We start from the raw sequence: 18,345 nt of genomic DNA, 5'->3' as shown, positions 1-18,345 counted from the left end.
GCTGGCTGTGTTTCGTGCCTACGGCGAGGCCGCCGGCATCGGGCACGCTGCATCAAATCCGGATCAGCACCGCTCCGAGCGTGACGAGCGCGCATGCAAGGATCCGCCGTCTGGTCAGTTTCTCGCCCATGAAGACACAGCCGATCAGCACCGCGAAGATCGAACTCAGTTCCCGCAGTGCGGACACCATGGCGATCGGCAGATAGCGATACGCCTCGATGATCAGGCAATACGCGGCCAGCGCGAGCACGCCCGACGCAATGCCCTTCACGACCAGCGTGCGTCCGATAAAAAGCCCTTTGGCGCCACCGCGCCAATGCCACGCAAGCAGAAACTGCGGGATGTTCCAGATCAGATAGACCCACATGATGTAGCTGAGGCCATTACCCGCGACGCGCGCGCCGATGCCGTCAACCACCGAGTACGTCGCGATGAACAGGCCCGTCAGCAGCGCGAACGGCACGCTTTCGCCGGAAAAGCGCATGCCGCGGCGAAAGGCAAGCGAGACGATACCGGTCGACACGAGCGCGACGCCGAGCGCGGCGAGCGGCTTCAGCGTTTCGCCGGCGAACACGAGCGCGCCGATAAAGACGAGCATCGGCGACATGCCGCGTGCAATCGGATAAATCTGGCCGAAGTCGCCGCTCCGATACGCGCGGATCAGCGCGAGCAGATAGCCCCATTCGAGCACCGCCGACGCGAAAATGTACGGCCATGCGGCCGGCGCGGGCATCGGCAGCACGAGCACGCCGATCGCGCTGACCACGAGATACGGCATCGCCATCATGCCGAGCAGCCAGACGCGATCCTCGGACAGATGCAGGAACGCGTTCCAGGTCGCGTGAAGCAGCGCGGACAACAACACGAGCAGGACCACAAAGGTTTCCATCGACAACGGGGGGGGCAGGGAAGGGAGGCCGCGGGCGGCCGGCAAGCCCGTGATTATTCCAGCAGAACGCCGGAATGGTGTGAGTGGACGACTAAAGCAAAGGGGCTTTATGTGGAGAAAGCAGGCGTTTTGCGGCGCGCAAAAGGCGCTGGCTGTCCGGGTGCGACGCGCGAAGAGCCGACGAAGCAGCGTCGCGCTTCGTCCGTCCGGTATTTCGTGATATGCACCCGTAACGCGAGCACGCCGGCGAACGGCCCGAGCCCGACCGCGACGATAAACAGCATCGCGAACACCATTTCATTGATCGCGCGGCATGCGTCCATCAGCCGGCGCACCGGTTGCACGAGCCACATCGGCGCGATGTTGTGCGCCGACATCAGGCCGCACGGCACCGCACAGACGAGCACGAGCGCGGTGCCCCACACAGCGACCGACAGCGTCACCAGCATTTCCTGCGAGTAGCTGCGCTACTCGGTGAAGTCGGGCGGAAAGAAGTCTTTCGCGAACTGGCCCATATTCGCGGAGTCGCTGATCAGATCGAGCGGACGCATATCGGCGCTGTGCCATGTGCCGGCGAGGACCGCGAGCACCGCGATCCAGCCGAGCAGCGACGGCCAGCCGCGTCTGCCGGCGCGCGCCGTGTCTCGTGTCTTGTCCCGGTCCTTGTCTCGCGTCTTGTCTCGCTCGTTGTCCCGCGTCGCGTTCCGCGCGCTTGCCGCTTGTGGTTCACCCGCCCCTTGGTGCCGCTGCGTCGCCGGTTGTGTGGCCGGTTGCATCACCCGCGTGGCGGACGGCTCGTCCCCACGCGCCGGTGACGCGATCGAATCGGCAGTGTTCATTGCTTCGACTGCGCGTTGTTGAGCACGCTCAGTTTCGCGTCGAGCGCGGCGAGTTGGGTTTTGCGCTCGCCGTCGGACAGATGCGCGTCGCTCTCGATCTTCTGCTTCTGCTGGAACAGCACGATCTCGCGAATCGGCAGCAACTGCTGATCCGACGACGCCTCGAAGCCGCTGTATTCAGTGATGTTGGCCATCACTGCTTTTTCATGCGGATCAGTCTTCGCATAATTCAGGAAGAATTTGCGCAGCTTGTCCTTCGTCGCTTGCGGCAGATCCTTGCGCCACACCAGCGGTCCGACGGAATCAGCGGCGACGTCCACAGCACGCGCACCTGCGCGAACTTGTCCGGATGCTCGCGCTTTAACGTCTCCATCATCATGCTGTCGTTGGTCGCAATGTCGTTCTTGTTGTTGACCACCGCGAGCAGATTGCCTCGTGGCTCGACGGCAGCACGCTTTTGAACGACGTATTGACCGGCGTGTGGTGCTTCGAGAACAGATAGTAGGCCGGCACCAGCGTGCCCGATGTCGAGTTCGGATCGCCGAAGCCGAGCGTCACGTCCTTCGTATTCTTGAAGACGTCGTCGAGCGCCTTGAAGCGTCTGTTCACGTTGGTGATCAGCAGCGAGTAGTAGCCGCTGTCGCCGTTCGCGTGCTGCGCCTTCGCGAAGACTTCGCCACCGGAACGATCGACCGCCTCGACCGCCGACGCGTTGCCGAAATAGCCGACCTGTACCTTATTGAAGCGCATCCCTTCGATGATGCCGGCGTAGTCGGTGGCGAAAAACGCCTTCACGTTCAGGCCGGTCTGCTTTCTCATGTCGTCGATCAGCGGTTCCCAGCGTTGTTTCAACACCGCTGACGAATCGGTCGAGATGATGCCAAGGTTGTGTCCTCAGCATGGGCGACGGTGACGCAGGCGAAGGCGGCCGCGCCGGCGGCGAGCGTGATCAGTGGTAAAAGCCCGCGCACCGGCTCAGTTCGGACGCGCGGGTTCAAATGCGAATGGATAGTGCGCGGCGGTGCGATCAGCCGGATCGCGTGCGGGTACCGCGGGGGCCTCATGGGCATCTTGCAGGTCTTGCGCGGCATTGCCGGCGTCGAGCAGCTCGTGCGTGTCGTCGCCGTAGAGCTTTTTCAGCAGTACCGGCGTGAGCGCGCCGGAGGGGCCGTCGTAGACCACCTTGCCGCGGCGCAGCGCGATCGTGCGCGCGCAGTACTGCATCGCGATGTCGACCTGATGCAGCGATACGAGCACCGTGATCCGATGTTCGACGTTCAGCGCGCGCAACATGTCCATCACGCGGCGCGACGATTCGGGGTCGAGCGACGCGATCGGTTCATCGGCGAGCACGATGCGCGCCCGTTGCACCAGCGCCCGCGCGAGCGCAGCGCGTTGCTGCTGACCGCCCGACAGATTCGCCGCGCGTTCGCGCGCATGTTCGCCAATACCGACTTCGTCGAGCGCCGCGAGCGACAGCGCGCGCTCGGCGCGCGAAAAGCAGCCGGTCAAGCGCCGCCACCATGGCAGGCGCGATAGCGCGCCGATCAATACGTTGGTTTCGACCGAAAGCCGGTTCACCAGGTTGAATTGCTGGAACACGAAACCGATATCTCGGCGAATGCGGCGCACTTCGCCGACGATGCGGCCGTTCTGCTGGATCGGCCGGCCGAGAATTTCGATTCGCGACGGTTGCGCGTCCGATGCGGTAAAACCCGCGATATGGCGCAGCAGCGTCGACTTACCAGATCCTGATGCGCCGATCAGCGCAACCATTTCACCGGGCGCAATGCGCAGATCGATTTCATCGAGCGCTTTGCGGCCGTTGCCGAAAGTCTTGCTCAGGCGTTCGGTACGAATAGCTTCACGGATCGCTTCCATCAGTTTCCTTTCAATGCCCCTGGCCACTGCCGGCATATGTTGGGGTCATTCTAGGAAGGGTCTGTGACGGTTGAGTGAAGGCATCGCAACGTCTAGACGACTATATCTATGTGCCCCCGTTCAGATCGTCAGGAGGGCGGATCGAAGCCGGTCTTAGGCCGGTTTCCAGGGCGGCGGACCGAAGGAAATGTGACATGTGGATGACGCAGGCGCAGGTGATGTCAGTCGGGCAAGCTCAGCTGGACGTTGCAAAGCACCTCGCGCCGCGCGAGCAGGCGAAATTTGCGCAAGCGTCCGAGTCTGTTCGTATTCACTACGAGGATATCCGCGTCGCATGCTATGAGGCACGCCGCGATGGTCCTCGCCGGCGCGCCGCGCGAGGCGGCGACAGGTATACGGCACACCCGCGTCGTCGAGAATCGCCAGTGCTTGCGCACCGAAGCGCTGACCGGGCCTTAACTGATACGGAAAGGCGGCTCAGTGCTGTTTCTTTGAGTCGTGACTTGCGACGGCGATGACGTCCGCAATGGCCCAGGCAGCGCGCTATTTTATGGCGCTCTGTTTGGCCGCGAGCATAGGCCACGCAAGCGCCTGTACTATTTCCGAGAATATGACAAGTAGCTTGCCTCTGAACTCAACAGAAATTACAAATTCTGATCGCATCAAGATCGTCGATATGATGCTGGCTGCGAAGCAATGGCCGAACGCCGAAATCTGAGGGATCGTGTACGCGGGTGGATATATAAAAGAGCGAAACCCGGAGCCACTAGCAGCAGAGCGCGCTGCAATCCTCAAAAGCTACCTTATCCAGTTCGGCGTGAAAGCAGCAAACATCTGGGTTGATACGAGAATTATCCAGAAGCCAGACATCGATGACAAAGGCGTCGAGACGCTCGATCAGATATCAGTCACCCTGGTTCCGATATGCGAGGGTAGATGCGAGCGTCTTTGCAACGATCCGCGTGTGGCGCCTAACAGCAAGGCAATCAAATAGTCTCGAGGTTAGTCCATACCCGCTTCGGCGGGGCAGCATTCAGTTTTTGCAGCATGCTGTCGCGATCGACGCTTTCTGCACAGGCGTCGAACAGCGGCGCTAGCGATGACGCACACACAGCGGCCCCGTACAGAAGCGGGGCCAATTCGACGGCAGCAGTTCGCGCACCGGAAGACGCGAACCTGTCCCATTCCGACCCCTGCCAGTTCCAAACGCCGAGATGTGCGGGTTTTTGAAGGCACGAAGACGCTTCTGGCGTGAGTACGGTCACACTGCAACCAACGGAATATCGCTAGACTTGCTTCGACGCTGCTCCGGCCGATCCGGCCCAAACCCTATCGGGTGCGCCATCCTCTTGGTCTCGCGTGGTCCGAAAACGTCACATATTGCGCTATGTATAGCCTTCTACCCGACAGCTTCGAGGAATACGAGGACCTGCGAGCTTTGCTCGATGAGGGCGCGCGCTGGTTCGACACCCGCAGCCTCGCGAGCGTCGAGGTGCGCGGGCGCAAGTTCGACGTCTACATGGCATCGGTCGGCTCGGCCGACCCGCGCGCGCCGGCGGTGGCCTTCTTCGGTGGCATCCATGGGCTTGAGCGGATCGGCTCGCGGCTCGTGCTCGAATACATGCGCTCGCTGATCTCGCGCCTTGCATGGGACGATCTTCTGATTCGACTGCTGGATTCCGTCAGGATTTATTGCTGCCCGATCGTCAATCCCGGCGGGATGTGGGCGGCCACCAGGGCGAACCCGCGCGGCGTCGATCTGATGCGCAATGCGCCGCAGAACGCCGACGCGCGCGTGCCGCTGCTCGCGGGCGGCCAGCGCGTCGGCGCATGGTTGCCGTGGTATCGCGGCCGCGCGGGCGAGCCGATGGAACCGGAAGCCGCCGCGTTGCTACGGGTCGTCGAAACGCAACTGGCCGCGCGGCCGCTCAGCATCGCGCTCGATTGCCATTCCGGCTACGGCTGGAGCGACAGCATCTGGTTTCCCTATGCGCGAACCCGCAAGCAGATGCCGCATCTGCCCGAGATGTACCTGCTCAAAAGCATGTTCGAACATGCGCATCCGCACCATGGCTATACGTTCGAGCCGCAAAGCCATCAGTACCTGCTGCATGGCGATCTGTGGGATTACGCGTATGACCACACGCCGTCGCCGAACATCTTTCTGCCGATGACGCTCGAGCTGGGCTCGTGGCTGTGGATCAAGAAGAATCCGCGCCAGCTGTTTTCGCGCCAGGGCATGTTCAATCCGGTCAAGGCGCATCGCACTGCGCGGGTGCTGCGCCGTCACGCGAATCTGATGGACTTTCTCGCGCGCGCGGCGTTCTCGTCGTCGCGCTGGCTGCCTCATGGCAATGGCCGCGAGCAGTTGCTGCAAAGCGCGCTCGACCACTGGTACCGGCCGGAGAGCGCATGAGCACGTGGATCCTGCTGCGCGGGCTCACACGTGAGACGCGGCATTGGGGGCGTCTGCCGGAGCTGTTGCGCGAGACGTTGCCTGGCACCTCGTGCGGCCGTTTGCATGACTCGACAGCAGGCAACCCGGCGAGCCCGCGCGTGCTGCTGCTCGATCTGCCGGGCAACGGCGAGTTCGCGAGGCTGCGCGCACCGGCGGACGTGATGGAAATGGTCGCGTTTGTGCGGCGTGCGGCGGAGCAAACGGGCGTGCCCGGGCCTTACAGCGTGCTGGCCATGTCGCTTGGCGGGATGGTGGCAACCGCTTGGGCGCAGCGCCATCCGGACGAAATCGAACGGCTGGTGCTGATCAATACCAGCATGCGGCCGTTCAGCCGCGTGCATCAGCGGCTGCGGCCTTCCGCCTGGCCGGGGCTGCTTGGCGTCGCCGCGCACTGGAGCGACGCGGCCGATGCGGAGAGCGGCATCCATCGGCTCACCTGCAATGACGTCGAAACATTGGGCGCCGATATTGACGCATGGACCTCGATTCGCCGCAGCGCGCCGGTGAGCCGCGCGAATGCGCTGCGGCAGCTATGGGCCGCTGCGCGCTTTAGCGCGGCGCCCGCCGCGCCGTCCTGCCCACTGCTGATCCTGTCGTCGCGGGCGGACGCGCTGGTTAATCCGGTCTGTTCGGCCACGCTGGCCGGCCAGTGGCGCGCCGAGCATCGCAGGCATCCGTGGGCCGGCCACGATCTGCCGCACGATGATCCGGCGTGGACCGCCGCGCAGGTGCGCGCATGGCTCGAGCGACAGCGCGAAGAACAGACCAGCGCAGTACCGGCGCGCCGGCCGGCCGCGGCGAAACCCGCGTTGTGAAGGTCGCGCGGCTTGCCGCGCCGCAGCGAGCCGAGGTGTTCTGAGCGAGACCTGGCGAACCTTTAGCGGGTATTACCTGACTGCGCCGAGCGGTGCTATCCGCGGTCGCAGGCGCATAATTCCCGTTCAGATGTGCGCTGCGAATCACGCGATACTCACCGTTGCCGCCAGCCAGGGGAGTCGATCATGCAAGCGAAGAACGAAGAAGCCGTCACGCATCTGCTGAACGATGTCGTCGAATTTGCGCGCAGCAGGTTGCCAGAGCCGGCCTTTAACATCGTTGAACCGTTCTTGCGGCATTACTACGATTTTGTCGATGCCGGCGACCTGCAAAGCCGCTCGATCGCCGACCTCTACGGCGCCGCGCTTGCGCACTGGCAAACCGCACAGCGCTTCGTGCCGGGCCAGCAAAGGCTGCGCGTCTATAACCCGATCCTCGAACAGCACGGCTGGCATTCCGATCACACGGTGATCGAAATCGTCAATGACGACATGCCGTTCCTCGTCGATTCGGTATCGATGGCGGTCAATCGCCAGCGGCTCGCGTTGCACTCGGTCGTGCATCCGGTGTTTCGCATCTGGCGCGCGCCGGACGGCAGCATCGCGCGGGTGAGCCAGGGCGCCGAGGAAGCCGGAGATACGCGCTCGCACCTGACCTCGTTCATTCACTTCGAAGTGGACCGTTGCGGCGATGCGGCAAAGCTCGATGCGTTGCGCGACGACATCGCGCGCGTGCTCGGCGACGTGCGCGCGGCGGTGGAGGACTGGCCGAAGCTGATCGAACGCGCGAAGGAAACGATCCAGAACATGAAGGCTCGCGAGACGGGTCCGGAAGCCGTCGAGGCCCGCGCGTTCGTCGAATGGATGGTCGCCGATCATTTCACGTTCCTCGGCCAGCGCGACTATGAACTCGTGCAACATGAAAACGGCTATGGTCTGCGCGCGGTGGCCGGCTCCGGGCTCGGCATTTTGCGCGATGCGCTGCGGCCCACCGGTGCCGCGGAGGTGACGTCGCTGCCGCCGGCCGCGGCCGAGATCATTACCGGCTCATCGCCGATCTTTCTGACCAAGGCCAACTCGCGCGCGACGGTGCATCGGCCCGGCTATCTCGACTATGTCGGCATCAAGCTGACCGGCGCCGACGGCAAGGTGAGCGGCGAGCGGCGCTTCATCGGGCTGTATACGTCGACTGCCTATTTCGTGTCGGCCGCGGAAATTCCGATCGTCCGCCGCAAATGCGCGAACATCGTGCGGCGCGCGGCGTTCCTGCCAAAAGGGCATCTCGCGAAATCGCTGGTGACGGTGCTCGAAACCTATCCACGCGACGAGTTGTTCCAGGCCGACGAAGATCAGCTCTACGACACCGCGCTCGGCGTGCTGCGTTTGCAGGAACATCAGCGCACCCGTCTGTTCGTGCGGCGCGATCGCTTCGACCGTTTCGTGTCGTGTCTCGTATTCGTGCCGCGCGATAAATACAACACCGACTTGCGGCAGCGTATCGCGAATCTGCTGGCCGACGCGTTCAATGGCGAGAACGTCGAATTCACGCCGCTGCTGTCCGAGTCGACGCTCGCGCGGATTCATTTCGTCGTGCATGCGAAAGCGGGCGGCATGCCGAGCGTCGATACGCGCGAGCTGGAAGCGCGGCTCGTGCAGGTCGCGCGCCGCTGGCAGGACGATCTCGCCGACGCATTGCTCGACGCATACGGCGAAGAGCACGGCAACCGCCTGCTTCAGCACTATGGCGATTCGTTCCCGCCCGGCTATCGTGACGACTATCCGGCTCGCACGGCGGTGCGCGATATCGAGCTGATCGAACGCGTGCAGGGCAGCGAACGGCTCGCGATGAACCTATATCGGCCGATCGAAGCGGGCCCGCGCGCATTCCGCTTCAAGGTCTATCGCGCGGGACAGCCGATCGCGCTGTCGCGCAGCCTGCCGATGCTCGAACACCTTGGCGTGCGGGTCGACGAAGAGCGGCCGTATCTGATCGAGGCACTCGGCGCTACCCCCGCGTGGATTCACGACTTCGGCCTCGAACTCGCGGACGATGCGGAGTTCGATATCGAGCGTGTGAAGGATCTGTTCGAGCAGGCGTTCGAACAGGTGTGGACCGGCACGATCGAAAGCGACGACTTCAACCGCCTCGTATTGCGCGCGCAATTGAACGCGCGCGAGGTGACGATCCTGCGCGCGTATGCGAAGTATCTGCGCCAGGTAGGCTCCACTTTCAGCGATGCGTATATCGAGCGCGCGGTGACCGGCAATCCGGCGATCGCGCGCATGCTCGTCGATCTGTTTATCGCGCGCTTCGATCCGGCGCTGGGCGGCGCGCGCGATGCACGCGTCGACAACTGTCTGCAGACGATCGACAGCGCGCTCGACCAGGTGCCGAATCTCGACGAAGACCGCATCCTGCGGCAGTTTCTCGGCGTCATCAAGGCGACCAAACGCACGAACTACTATCGCTTCGCCGCCGATCGCACGCCGAAGCCGTATCTGTCGTTCAAATTCGATCCCGCGCAGGTGCCCGGGCTGCCCGAGCCGAAGCCGATGTTCGAAATCTGGGTCTACTCGCCGCGCGTGGAGGGCGTGCATCTGCGCGGCGGGCGCGTCGCGCGAGGCGGTTTGCGCTGGTCGGACCGGCGCGAGGACTTCCGCACCGAAGTGCTGGGCTTGATGAAAGCGCAGATGGTGAAGAACGTCGTGATCGTGCCGGTCGGCTCGAAGGGCGGCTTCGTCGTGAAGAATCCGCCGCCGCAGAGCGAGCGTGACGCATGGATGCGTGAAGGCGTCGCGTGTTATCAGACCTTCCTGCGCGGGCTGCTCGATGTCACCGACAACCTTGCGGGCACCGACATCGTGCCGCCGCCCGACGTGGTGCGCCACGATCCCGACGATCCTTATCTGGTGGTCGCCGCCGACAAGGGCACCGCGACGTTCTCCGATTACGCGAACGCGATCTCGCAGGAATACGGCTTCTGGCTCGACGATGCGTTCGCGTCGGGCGGCTCGGTCGGCTACGACCACAAGAAGATGGGTATCACCGCGCGCGGCGCGTGGGAGTCGGTCAAGCGGCATTTCCGCGAAATGGGCGTCGACACGCAAAGCATGGACTTCACGGTGGTCGGCGTCGGCGACATGTCGGGCGACGTCTTCGGCAACGGCATGCTGCTGTCGCCGCATATCAAGCTGCTCGCCGCGTTCGATCACCGCCATATCTTTCTCGATCCGAACCCCGACCCGGCCGCGAGCATGGCGGAGCGCGCGCGGCTTTTCATGCTCGAGCGGTCGAGCTGGGCCGACTACGATCCGTCGTTGATCTCGGCGGGCGGCGGCGTGTTTGCACGCAGCGCGAAAACGATCCCGCTTTCGACGGCGGTGCAAATGGCGCTTGGTATCAATTCGGCGGCGTTATCGCCCGCCGAATTGATGCGCGCGATCCTGCAGGCGCCGGTCGATCTGCTCTACAACGGCGGCATTGGCACCTATGTGAAGGCGAGCCGCGAAACGCATCAGCAGGTCGGCGATCGCGCGAACGACGCGATTCGCGTGAACGGCGCCGAGCTGCGTTGCAAGGTCGTGGCCGAAGGCGGCAATCTCGGTCTGACGCAACTCGGCCGCATCGAATTTGCGCAGCGCGGCGGCCGTATCAATACCGATGCGATCGACAATTCGGCCGGGGTCGATTGTTCGGATCATGAAGTCAACATCAAGATTCTGCTGGGCCTCGTCGTCGCGGACGGCGAGATGACCGTGAAGCAGCGCAACGCGTTGCTCGCGGAAATGACCGATGAAGTGGGACTGCTGGTGCTGACGGACAATTACTACCAGACCCAGGCGTTGTCGATCGCGGGCCGCTATGGCGTCGAACTGCTCGATGCCGAGGCGCGCCTGATGCGCTATCTGGAACGCGCGGGGCGGCTCAATCGCGTGATCGAGTTCCTGCCGACCGACGAGGAAATCGCCGAGCGCTCGGCGGCGAAGCAGGGGCTCACGACGCCGGAGCGCGCGGTGCTGCTCGCGTACAGCAAGATGTGGCTGTACGACGCGCTGCTCGACTCGTCGATGCCGGAGGATCCGCTCGTCGGCGACATGTTGATCGAGTACTTCCCGAAACCGCTGCGGCAGCGTTTTCGCGAACCGATGCAGCGCCATCCGCTACGCCGCGAAATCCTCGCGACGCACCTGACCAATGCGCTGGTGAACCGTGTCGGCTGCGAGTTCGTGCACCGGTTGATGGAGGAGACCGACGCGAAGCCTGGCGATATCGTGCGCGCGTGCATCATGGCGCGCGACGTGTTCGACCTCGACGAGATCTGGCGCAACATCGACGCGCTCGATAACCGTGTCGCCGACGACATCCAGGCGCGCATGTTCGCCGAAGTCGCGCGGCTCGTCGAACGCTCGGCGCTGTGGTTTCTGCGGCATCTGCAATCGGGCGCGGCCGGCGACGACGTGACCGCGCTGCTCGCGCGCTGCCGCGACGCCGCGCAGCGCCTCGCGCCGCAATGGCCGCGGCTGTTGCCGGTGGCGGATCTCCAGGCGTTGTCGGAGCGCCAGCGCGTATTCGTCGATGCGGGTGTCGACAGCGATCTGGCGGTGCGCATCGCGAGCGGCGAGATTTCAGCGGCCTTGCTCGATATCGCCGAAGTCGCGTCGACGTGCGGGCGCAGTCTCGAACAGGTAGCGGGCGTCTATTTCGAACTCGGCACGCTGCTCAATTACAGCTGGATCAGCGAACGCGCGGCCTCGTTGCCGGCACCGACACATTGGGACATGCTCGCGCGCGCGTCGGCGCTGGCTGAACTCGCGCGGCTCAAGCGCGCGCTCACCACGAGCGCGTTGGCCGACGCGAACGATGCGTCGACGCCGGAGTCGCTCGTGCAGGCGTGGCACGAAAAGCGCGCAGCGCCGCTCGAGCGTTATACGCGTCTGCTGACCGATCTGCGCGCGACGGGCGGCGCGAGTCTTTCGGTGCTGCTGGTGGTCGTGCGAGAGATGGCGGCGCTCGAACGGGCGTAGTGCGGAAGTTCGCAGCAAGGGTGGTGGACGGTGAACCGATAAAGGCCGGGACGGCGGCGGCACGGTGCTGCGCGCTGGCGATCCGGTGCGTCGTCCATAATACGGAGTCTTGCCGGTGCTGTTGCCGACCGGCGGCTCCCTGCAAACTCACGCACGCCCTTCCGAAGATGAAAGAAGAATCGCCGAAAGCCATTTTCTATGCACTCGCCGCCAATCTCGGCATCGCCATCTGCAAGTACGCAGCGGCGATCTTCACAGGCTCCGGTTCGATGTTCGCCGAAGCGATTCACTCGACCGCCGATTGCGGCAATCAATTGCTGCTGCTATTCGGTTTGCGCGAAGCGCGCAAACCGGTCAGCGCTTTGCATCCGATGGGTAGTGGCCGCGAAGTCAATTACTATTCGCTGCTTGTCGCGCTACTGTTGTTCTTCGTCGGCGGTGCGTTCTCGGTCTATGAGGGCGTGCATCGTCTGATCGCCCGCGAGCCGTTGCAGTTTGCGTTTGTCGCATTGGCGGTACTCGGGGTGTCGGTGGTGCTTGAATCGCTATCGTTATTGGGCGCGCTCAAGCAGATTCGCAAGACCTATCCTGACAAGAGCTTGTGGCGCTGGTTTCGCGAGACCCGCGAGTCCGATCTGCTGGTCGTGGCCGGCGAGGATATCGCGGCCTTGTTCGGCCTCGCGATTGCGTTCGTCGCGGTGCTGCTGTCGATGCTGACCGGCAATCCGGTGTATGACGCGCTCGGTTCGGTCGGCGTGGGTCTGCTGCTGATGACCATCGCGTGGCTCGTCGCACGCGAAGTGAAATCGATGCTTGTCGGTGAATCGGCGAGCCCGGAAGTGCGTCGTGCGATCGAAGCGCATCTGCGCGCGCGTCCCGAGATTCGCGGCATCATCAATATGATCACGCTGCAATGGGGACGTCACATCGTCGTGGCGGTGCAAGCGGAAATGATCGACTACGCGAGCAGCCGCGCGATGGTGGACGCGATCAACGTCATTGAAGCCGACTTGCAGGCGACGTTTCCGCAAGTGCGCTGGGTCTTTTTCGAGCCCGACGTGCCGCGTAGTTAAACGCGGTTTTTTCCAAGCCGGCTTATTGCGGCTCAGCCTGTGAGCCGGCAACTGATCTGTGTGTCACCAGGATTGGAAAGCCGAATGAAGCGTGGCAGATCACGCGCCATTCGGCCCTGGTCATTTCATGCGACGACGCAGCGTTTATTTGAAGCCGGAGACCGCATGCGGCACATACAGTTCTTCGAGCCGGCGGATCTCGTCGTCGCTCAGCTTCAGCGACAGCGCCGCGACCGCGTCGTCGAGGTGATGCAGCTTGGTCGCGCCGACGATCGGCGCGGTAATCGGCTTCTTCTGCAATACCCAAGCCAGCGCGATTTGCGCACGCGGCACGCCGCGTTCGTTCGCAATCTCACTGACGCGTTCGACGATTCGCCGGTCCGCGTCCTGCGTGTGCGCGTACAGCGTGCGACCGAATTCGTCGGTTTCCGAGCGCGCGCTTTCGGTGTCCCAGTCGCGCGTCAAACGTCCACGCGCAAGCGGACTCCATGGAATCACGCCGATGCCCTCGCTTTCGCACAGCGGTAGCATCTCTCGTTCTTCCTCGCGGTACAGCAGATTCACATAGTTCTGCATCGTCACGAAGCGCGTCCAGCCATGGCGCTCGGCCACCTGCAGCGCCTTCGCGAACTGCCACGCGTACATCGACGATGCGCCGATATAACGCGCCTTGCCGGCCTTCACGACGTCGTGCAGCGCTTCCATCGTTTCTTCGATCGGCGTGTCGTAGTCCCACCGATGGATCTGGTACAGGTCCACATAGTCCGTGCCGAGACGCCGCAGACTGTGATCGATTTCGGCCATGATCGCCTTGCGCGACAGGCCCGCGCCGTTCGGCCCCGGACGCATGCGGCTGTTGACCTTGGTGGCGAGCACGATCTCGTCGCGCCGGGCAAAGTCCTTGAGCGCGCGACCGACGATTTCCTCACTGGTGCCGTCTGAATAGACGTTCGCGGTGTCGAAGAAATTGATGCCGTGATCGAGCGCCTGCTTGATGAAAGGGCGCGCGGCTTCGTCGTCGAGCGACCAGGGGTGCGTGCCGCGCGCCGGCACGCCGTAACTCATGCAGCCGAGACAAATCCGCGAGACGTCGAGACCGGTGCGGCCGAGTTTCACATAGTCCATCGTGATGCTCCTGTGGTGAAGCGTTTGAATACGCTGCGTGGGGAGAACCATCGATTATAGGGAAACGCCGATTGGCGCGCCGGCGGCGGCTGTGCGAGCTTTCAAAAGCAATGCGCCCGCGCAGCGACGCCGCGGGCGGATGACGAACATTGCGGTGGATGACCGGTCACGCTTAGTGCTGCGTGGGCCGATACGGTGTCCACACGGGCGCGTCGATATCCCAGTGATCGAGTTCTGATGGTGTCATGATGTGCTCCTTGGTAAAGAGTGCGCCAGCCATACCGCAACGACGATTTCTCATGGAAAGCCAGTCGCCATAGCGGCCACGTCTGGACGGATGCGCTATCCGCTTATTGGCCTTTCGCGACGCGCGTCACGTCGCCATTGCCGCCTTCCTGCAATGCGATGCGCGCGGCTTGCGTTTGCCCGATCAGGCCTTTGTCCGGATACGACGTGCGATTCAGTGCCGGCAACGATCCGTCGCGATACGCTGCGACCAGTTCCGCTTTGACTTCGGCGCGCGTCTTGGTGCTCGCCGTCGGTGCCGGTTGCGTGTCGTAGGTGCCCGCGCGGCCAATACCGCCGCCACCTTCGGCGAACGCGGGAATGCTGACGAGCAGCGCGAGAGAGAGACCTGCCAATAGATTGCGTTTCATGATTCACCTCTGTCGATTCGTTGGCAGCACATCGTGCGCTGCGACAGGGTGAAATGTAGACGTCGGTACGGTGCGGATAAATCGCACTTTGGCGAAATGAATTGTCGCGATTCCAGAACAATCGCGGGAAGAGCCTTGCTAGATGGGGCTATGCGTGCGCGCCGCGCGATTGGCGCGGCGGCTGGAATTCATTGTTTCAGTCGCTGTACTTCTTTTGTTGCCTGAGTGCGTACGCGTGTTCGGTCCACACTCAGGTCATTGATCCGCAGGACGACTCATTCGATCGCTTACGCCACCCACTCGGTCACCATCGGCGTATCGAGCGCCGGCGCCGACTCGCGCTCTTCGAAAGTACGTTTCGTGCAGGCGGAGTCGAGACTGCTGCGTCCGCTCAACAGCGGACAGCGATCGAACAGCTCAGCAATCCAGTCTACGAAAACACGGACTTTCGGCGACAGATGACGACTGTGCGGATAGACTGCCGAGATTGGCATCGGCAGCGGCTTCAACTCCGGCAGTACTTCGACGAGTTGCCCCGAGCGCAGATGCGGCAGCACCATGAAACGCGCCGGCTGGATCAGGCCGAAACCCTCGAGTCCGCAGGTCACGTACGCATCTGCGTCGTTAACTGACACGATGCTCTTCATTTTCACTTCCACTTCCTGGCCTTCGACCATGAATGCCCAATCGAGGGTGCGGCCCGTGCGGCTCGAGAAGTAGTTGACGGCCTTGTGATTGTCGAGGTCTTCGAGTGAAGCGGGCATGCCCGCGCGCTCGATGTAATCCGGCGCCGCGCAGGTCACGCCTTCGAACAGACCGATACGGCGCGCAACCAGCGATGAATCCTGCAACGCGCCGACCCGCACCACGCAATCGACGCCTTCCTGCAGCAGATCCACAGGGCGGTCGGTCAGGCCGAGTTGCAGGTCGATATCCGGGTAGCGCGTGTGGAATTCGCACAGCGACGGAATCACGATCAGGCGGCCGATAGAGCCGGGCATGTCGATGCGCAGTTTGCCGTGCGGTTTCTTGTTGCCGCTCTGGAAACTGGCTTCGGTCTCTTCGACGTCCGCGAGGATGCGCACGCAGCGCTCGTAGTACGCGGCGCCGTCGGGTGTGAGCGACAGACGCCGGGTGGTCCGGTGCATCAGGCGGGTGCCGAGAAATGCTTCGAGATTCTGAATGATCGTAGTGACGGACGCGCGCGGCAAATCAAGCGTTTCGGCTGCGCGGGTAAAACTGTTGGTGTCGACGACACGGGTGAACACTTGCATGGCCTGAAGCCGGTCCATCGCAACCTCCAGAAGGCACGGGCGCACTGGCGGGAGTGAATCCGCAAAGCAATCACATCGGATTGTTCAGAGGCACCGAATTGTGTTGCCGGATTATAGGCATTTATTTACGACTCTGCCGAACCCACAATTCGCAGCATTGAAGTTCTATGCGCATTTGCGCGGCTCGACATGGATGCATTCAAATCGCCGTTCCCGCTCGTTCCCGCGGAAGTCGATCCGGCGGACACGGGCAGCACGGAAGTCGAAGTAACCGAGGTGCGGATCGACGGGCACGCACAGGAAATCCCGTTGCGGCTCTACCGGCCTGCGAGAAAAACGGCATTGCCGGTACTGCTTTATTTTCACGGCGGCGGCTTTACGAAGGGCTCGGTCGATCAGGCTGAATTTGCCGCGCGCTATTTCGCAGAACACTTACCGGCGCTGGTCGTATCGGTTGGCTATTCGCTCGCGCCGCGGTTTCCGTTTCCCGCCGCGCCCGAAGACGCCCACCGGGCGGCGCTGTGGGTGCAGATGCGGGCGCGCGCATTTGGCGGCAATAGCAGAAAGATCGGCGTCGCGGGCCATGACGCGGGCGGGCAGCTGGCCAATTGTCTCGCGTTCATCGCGCGCGATCGCGGCGATGTGCAGATCGTCGCGCAGGCGTTGTTCGGGCCGATGCTCGACCCGAGCCTCACGCGTCTGGGCGACGAAAAGCGTCTGGGTTCGGACATCACCGCGCGCGAGTGCGCAGCGTGCTATCGCGCGTACCTGCCGCAGGCGTCGCAGCGCATGCATCCGTACGCGGCGCCGCTCGAATCGTCGCGGCTCGCCGGGTTGCCCGCCACGCTGATCGCGACCGCGCAGAACGACGTGCTGCACGTGGAGGCCGAGAAGTATGCGAGCAGTCTGATCGACGCCGGCGTGCAGACCCAGGTGGTGCGCTTTCCGAGCGTGTCGCACGCGGCGCTCGCCGATCACCCGCCCGCTTTGCAGGAAGCGGTGCGCTTTTTTCAGTGGCGCTTCGACACGCGCGCTCATCGATAAACAGAACTTTAATCAACGATACCGGGAGCTTCACATGACTATCCTTCCTCTTTCCCGCCGCCGCGTGGCGATCGCCGCGCTGGCCGTCGTCGTCGTCGCCGGGCTCGGCACGTTCGGCGCGATCCGCGTCGACGCGAGTTCGCCCGCTGCGCCGACCATCGTGCCGGAGGTCGACGTCGCGACCGTGGTGCAAAAGACGATCACCGACTGGCAAAGCTATTCGGGCCGCCTCGAAGCGGTCGAAAAAGTGGACGTGCGTTCGCAGGTGCCGGGCACGATCGTGTCGGTCAACTTCAAGGACGGCGCGCTCGTGAAGAAGGGCGACACGCTATTCGTGATCGATCCGCGTCCGTACGCAGCCGAAGTGGACCGCGCACAAGCGCAGCTCGCGGCCGCGCAGGCGCGTGCCGGGTACACGCAAAGCGACTGGGAGCGCGCGCAACGCCTGATCACCGACAACGCGATCGCCAAACGCGACTACGACGAAAAGCAGAACGCCGCGCGCGAAGCAAGCGCGAACCTGAAGGCCGCGCAAGCCGCGCTTGAAACCGCGCGCATCAATCTTGGCTACACGAAGATCGTCGCGCCGGTGTCGGGCCGCGTGTCGCGTGCGGAAATTACGGTCGGCAACGTCGTGTCGGCGGGCGCGAACTCGACGCCGCTGACCACGCTGGTGTCGGTGTCGCCGATCTATGCATCGTTCGACGTGGACGAACAAACGTATCTGCAATACCTGAGCCGCGAGAAGGACGGCAGCAAGGTGCCGGTCGGACTGGGTCTCGCCGATGAAACCGGCTACTCGCGCAGCGGCACGATCGAATCGGTCGACAACCGTCTCGATACGTCGTCGGGGACCATCCGTGTGCGCGCGAAGTTCGACAACGCGGACGGCGCGCTGATTCCGGGCCTGTATGCGCGCGTGAAAGTGGGCGGCAGCGCGCCGCATCCGGCGCTGCTGATCGACGATGCGGCGGTCGGCACCGATCAGGACAAGAAGTTCGTGCTGGTCGTCGATCAGGGCAATCACGTCGTGTATCGCACGATCTCGACGGGCGCAATGCAGGGCAATCTGCGTGTCGTCAACGATGGCCTGAAGCCGGGCGATCGGATCGTCGTGAATGGTATTCAGCGCGTGCGCCCCGGTGATGCGGTGCGCGCGCACATGGTGCCGATGACCACCGACCAGGACCCGAATAGCGCACCGCTCGCGCAATCTCGCGCGAAGGCGGCGGCCGCCGCGGCCAGCAATTCGTGAGCCCAGCGCGC

The 18,345-nt window shown here is 63.4% G+C and carries 13 protein-coding genes and 2 pseudogenes; 7 read left to right on the top strand and 8 right to left on the bottom strand.

Annotation, left to right across the window (positions count from 1 at the left end):
* Positions 1–52 precede the first annotated feature (52 nt).
* The 4 genes and pseudogenes from VGH68_RS13990 to phnC all read right to left on the bottom strand — a co-directional run bounded on the left by VGH68_RS13990 (position 53) and on the right by phnC (position 3,609).
* Positions 53–889: a DMT family transporter gene (locus tag VGH68_RS13990; RefSeq protein ID WP_331604230.1), complete on the bottom strand. Its 837-nt coding sequence runs from the start codon at positions 887–889 to the stop codon at positions 53–55.
* A gap of 215 nt (positions 890–1,104) precedes the next feature.
* A pseudogene (locus VGH68_RS30105) lies at positions 1,105–1,728 on the bottom strand (PhnE/PtxC family ABC transporter permease); the annotation flags it as partial.
* Positions 1,725–2,681 (bottom strand): annotated as a pseudogene (gene phnD, locus VGH68_RS13980) (phosphonate ABC transporter substrate-binding protein). The pseudogenes VGH68_RS30105 and phnD, both read right to left, overlap by 4 nt.
* Positions 2,682–2,703: 22 nt before the next feature.
* Positions 2,704–3,609 carry a phosphonate ABC transporter ATP-binding protein gene (phnC, locus tag VGH68_RS13975; protein ID WP_331604229.1) on the bottom strand — a complete coding sequence of 302 codons (906 nt, stop codon included), beginning with the start codon at positions 3,607–3,609 and terminating at the stop codon, positions 2,704–2,706.
* A gap of 526 nt (positions 3,610–4,135) precedes the next feature.
* Between phnC and VGH68_RS13970 the strand changes: the two genes are divergently transcribed.
* The 5 genes from VGH68_RS13970 to VGH68_RS13950 all read left to right on the top strand — a co-directional run bounded on the left by VGH68_RS13970 (position 4,136) and on the right by VGH68_RS13950 (position 12,980).
* Positions 4,136–4,327: a hypothetical protein gene (locus tag VGH68_RS13970; RefSeq protein ID WP_331604228.1), complete on the top strand. Its 192-nt coding sequence runs from the start codon at positions 4,136–4,138 to the stop codon at positions 4,325–4,327.
* A gap of 669 nt (positions 4,328–4,996) precedes the next feature.
* A complete protein-coding gene (locus VGH68_RS13965; RefSeq protein WP_331604227.1) occupies positions 4,997–6,025 on the top strand; it encodes a M14 family zinc carboxypeptidase in 1,029 nt (342 codons plus the stop codon).
* A complete protein-coding gene (locus VGH68_RS13960) occupies positions 6,022–6,882 on the top strand; it encodes an alpha/beta hydrolase (RefSeq protein ID WP_331604226.1) in 861 nt (286 codons plus the stop codon). Before VGH68_RS13965 ends, VGH68_RS13960 begins: the two co-directional genes overlap by 4 nt.
* Positions 6,883–7,068: 186 nt before the next feature.
* Complete coding sequence (locus VGH68_RS13955; RefSeq protein ID WP_331604225.1) at positions 7,069–11,907, top strand: NAD-glutamate dehydrogenase; 4,839 nt, start codon at positions 7,069–7,071, stop codon at positions 11,905–11,907.
* A 167-nt stretch (positions 11,908–12,074) separates the two neighbouring features.
* The gene (locus VGH68_RS13950) at positions 12,075–12,980 is read left to right on the top strand and encodes a cation diffusion facilitator family transporter (protein WP_331604224.1); all 906 of its coding nucleotides are present in this window, start codon (positions 12,075–12,077) and stop codon (positions 12,978–12,980) included.
* Positions 12,981–13,124: 144 nt separating this feature from the next.
* On the opposite strand, the gene VGH68_RS13945 is transcribed toward VGH68_RS13950, so the two are convergent.
* The 4 genes from VGH68_RS13945 to VGH68_RS13930 all read right to left on the bottom strand — a co-directional run bounded on the left by VGH68_RS13945 (position 13,125) and on the right by VGH68_RS13930 (position 16,053).
* On the bottom strand, positions 13,125–14,105 hold the full coding sequence (locus tag VGH68_RS13945; RefSeq protein ID WP_331604223.1) for an aldo/keto reductase: 981 nt from the start codon (positions 14,103–14,105) through the stop codon (positions 13,125–13,127).
* 172 nt (positions 14,106–14,277) lie between these two features.
* Positions 14,278–14,406 carry a hypothetical protein gene (locus tag VGH68_RS13940; protein WP_331604222.1) on the bottom strand — a complete coding sequence of 43 codons (129 nt, stop codon included), beginning with the start codon at positions 14,404–14,406 and terminating at the stop codon, positions 14,278–14,280.
* A 49-nt stretch (positions 14,407–14,455) separates the two neighbouring features.
* The gene (locus VGH68_RS13935) at positions 14,456–14,761 is read right to left on the bottom strand and encodes a DUF4148 domain-containing protein (RefSeq protein ID WP_331604221.1); all 306 of its coding nucleotides are present in this window, start codon (positions 14,759–14,761) and stop codon (positions 14,456–14,458) included.
* A 287-nt stretch (positions 14,762–15,048) separates the two neighbouring features.
* The gene (locus VGH68_RS13930) at positions 15,049–16,053 is read right to left on the bottom strand and encodes a LysR family transcriptional regulator (RefSeq protein ID WP_331604220.1); all 1,005 of its coding nucleotides are present in this window, start codon (positions 16,051–16,053) and stop codon (positions 15,049–15,051) included.
* 171 nt (positions 16,054–16,224) lie between these two features.
* Here VGH68_RS13930 and VGH68_RS13925 point away from each other — a divergent pair, with 171 nt between their 5' ends.
* Complete coding sequence (locus VGH68_RS13925; RefSeq protein WP_331604219.1) at positions 16,225–17,079, top strand: alpha/beta hydrolase; 855 nt, start codon at positions 16,225–16,227, stop codon at positions 17,077–17,079.
* A 34-nt stretch (positions 17,080–17,113) separates the two neighbouring features.
* Positions 17,114–18,334, top strand: a complete 1,221-nt coding sequence (locus tag VGH68_RS13920) for an efflux RND transporter periplasmic adaptor subunit (RefSeq protein WP_331604218.1) — start codon at positions 17,114–17,116, stop codon at positions 18,332–18,334.
* Positions 18,335–18,345 lie beyond the last annotated feature (11 nt).

This window comes from Paraburkholderia sp. (assembly GCF_036488505.1).
Taxonomy (GTDB): Bacteria; Pseudomonadota; Gammaproteobacteria; order Burkholderiales; family Burkholderiaceae; genus Paraburkholderia.
The sequence above is the reverse complement of the archived record's forward strand: the minus strand, read 5'-3'. Positions and strand labels throughout refer to the sequence as shown.

What these genes read in the sequence shown, in the direction of transcription:
- VGH68_RS13965 (WP_331604227.1), top strand. Translation starts at nt 4,997, where the DNA reads ATGTATAGCCTTCTACCCGACAGCTTCGAGGAATACGAGGACCTGCGA.
- VGH68_RS13930 (WP_331604220.1), bottom strand. Translation starts at nt 16,053, where the DNA reads ATGGACCGGCTTCAGGCCATGCAAGTGTTCACCCGTGTCGTCGACACC.
- VGH68_RS13990 (WP_331604230.1), bottom strand. Translation starts at nt 889, where the DNA reads ATGGAAACCTTTGTGGTCCTGCTCGTGTTGTTGTCCGCGCTGCTTCAC.
- phnC (WP_331604229.1), bottom strand. Translation starts at nt 3,609, where the DNA reads ATGGAAGCGATCCGTGAAGCTATTCGTACCGAACGCCTGAGCAAGACT.
- VGH68_RS13940 (WP_331604222.1), bottom strand. Translation starts at nt 14,406, where the DNA reads ATGAGAAATCGTCGTTGCGGTATGGCTGGCGCACTCTTTACCAAGGAG.
- VGH68_RS13950 (WP_331604224.1), top strand. Translation starts at nt 12,075, where the DNA reads ATGAAAGAAGAATCGCCGAAAGCCATTTTCTATGCACTCGCCGCCAAT.
- VGH68_RS13970 (WP_331604228.1), top strand. Translation starts at nt 4,136, where the DNA reads ATGGCCCAGGCAGCGCGCTATTTTATGGCGCTCTGTTTGGCCGCGAGC.
- VGH68_RS13945 (WP_331604223.1), bottom strand. Translation starts at nt 14,105, where the DNA reads ATGGACTATGTGAAACTCGGCCGCACCGGTCTCGACGTCTCGCGGATT.
- VGH68_RS13925 (WP_331604219.1), top strand. Translation starts at nt 16,225, where the DNA reads ATGGATGCATTCAAATCGCCGTTCCCGCTCGTTCCCGCGGAAGTCGAT.
- VGH68_RS13955 (WP_331604225.1), top strand. Translation starts at nt 7,069, where the DNA reads ATGCAAGCGAAGAACGAAGAAGCCGTCACGCATCTGCTGAACGATGTC.
- VGH68_RS13920 (WP_331604218.1), top strand. Translation starts at nt 17,114, where the DNA reads ATGACTATCCTTCCTCTTTCCCGCCGCCGCGTGGCGATCGCCGCGCTG.
- VGH68_RS13935 (WP_331604221.1), bottom strand. Translation starts at nt 14,761, where the DNA reads ATGAAACGCAATCTATTGGCAGGTCTCTCTCTCGCGCTGCTCGTCAGC.
- VGH68_RS13960 (WP_331604226.1), top strand. Translation starts at nt 6,022, where the DNA reads ATGAGCACGTGGATCCTGCTGCGCGGGCTCACACGTGAGACGCGGCAT.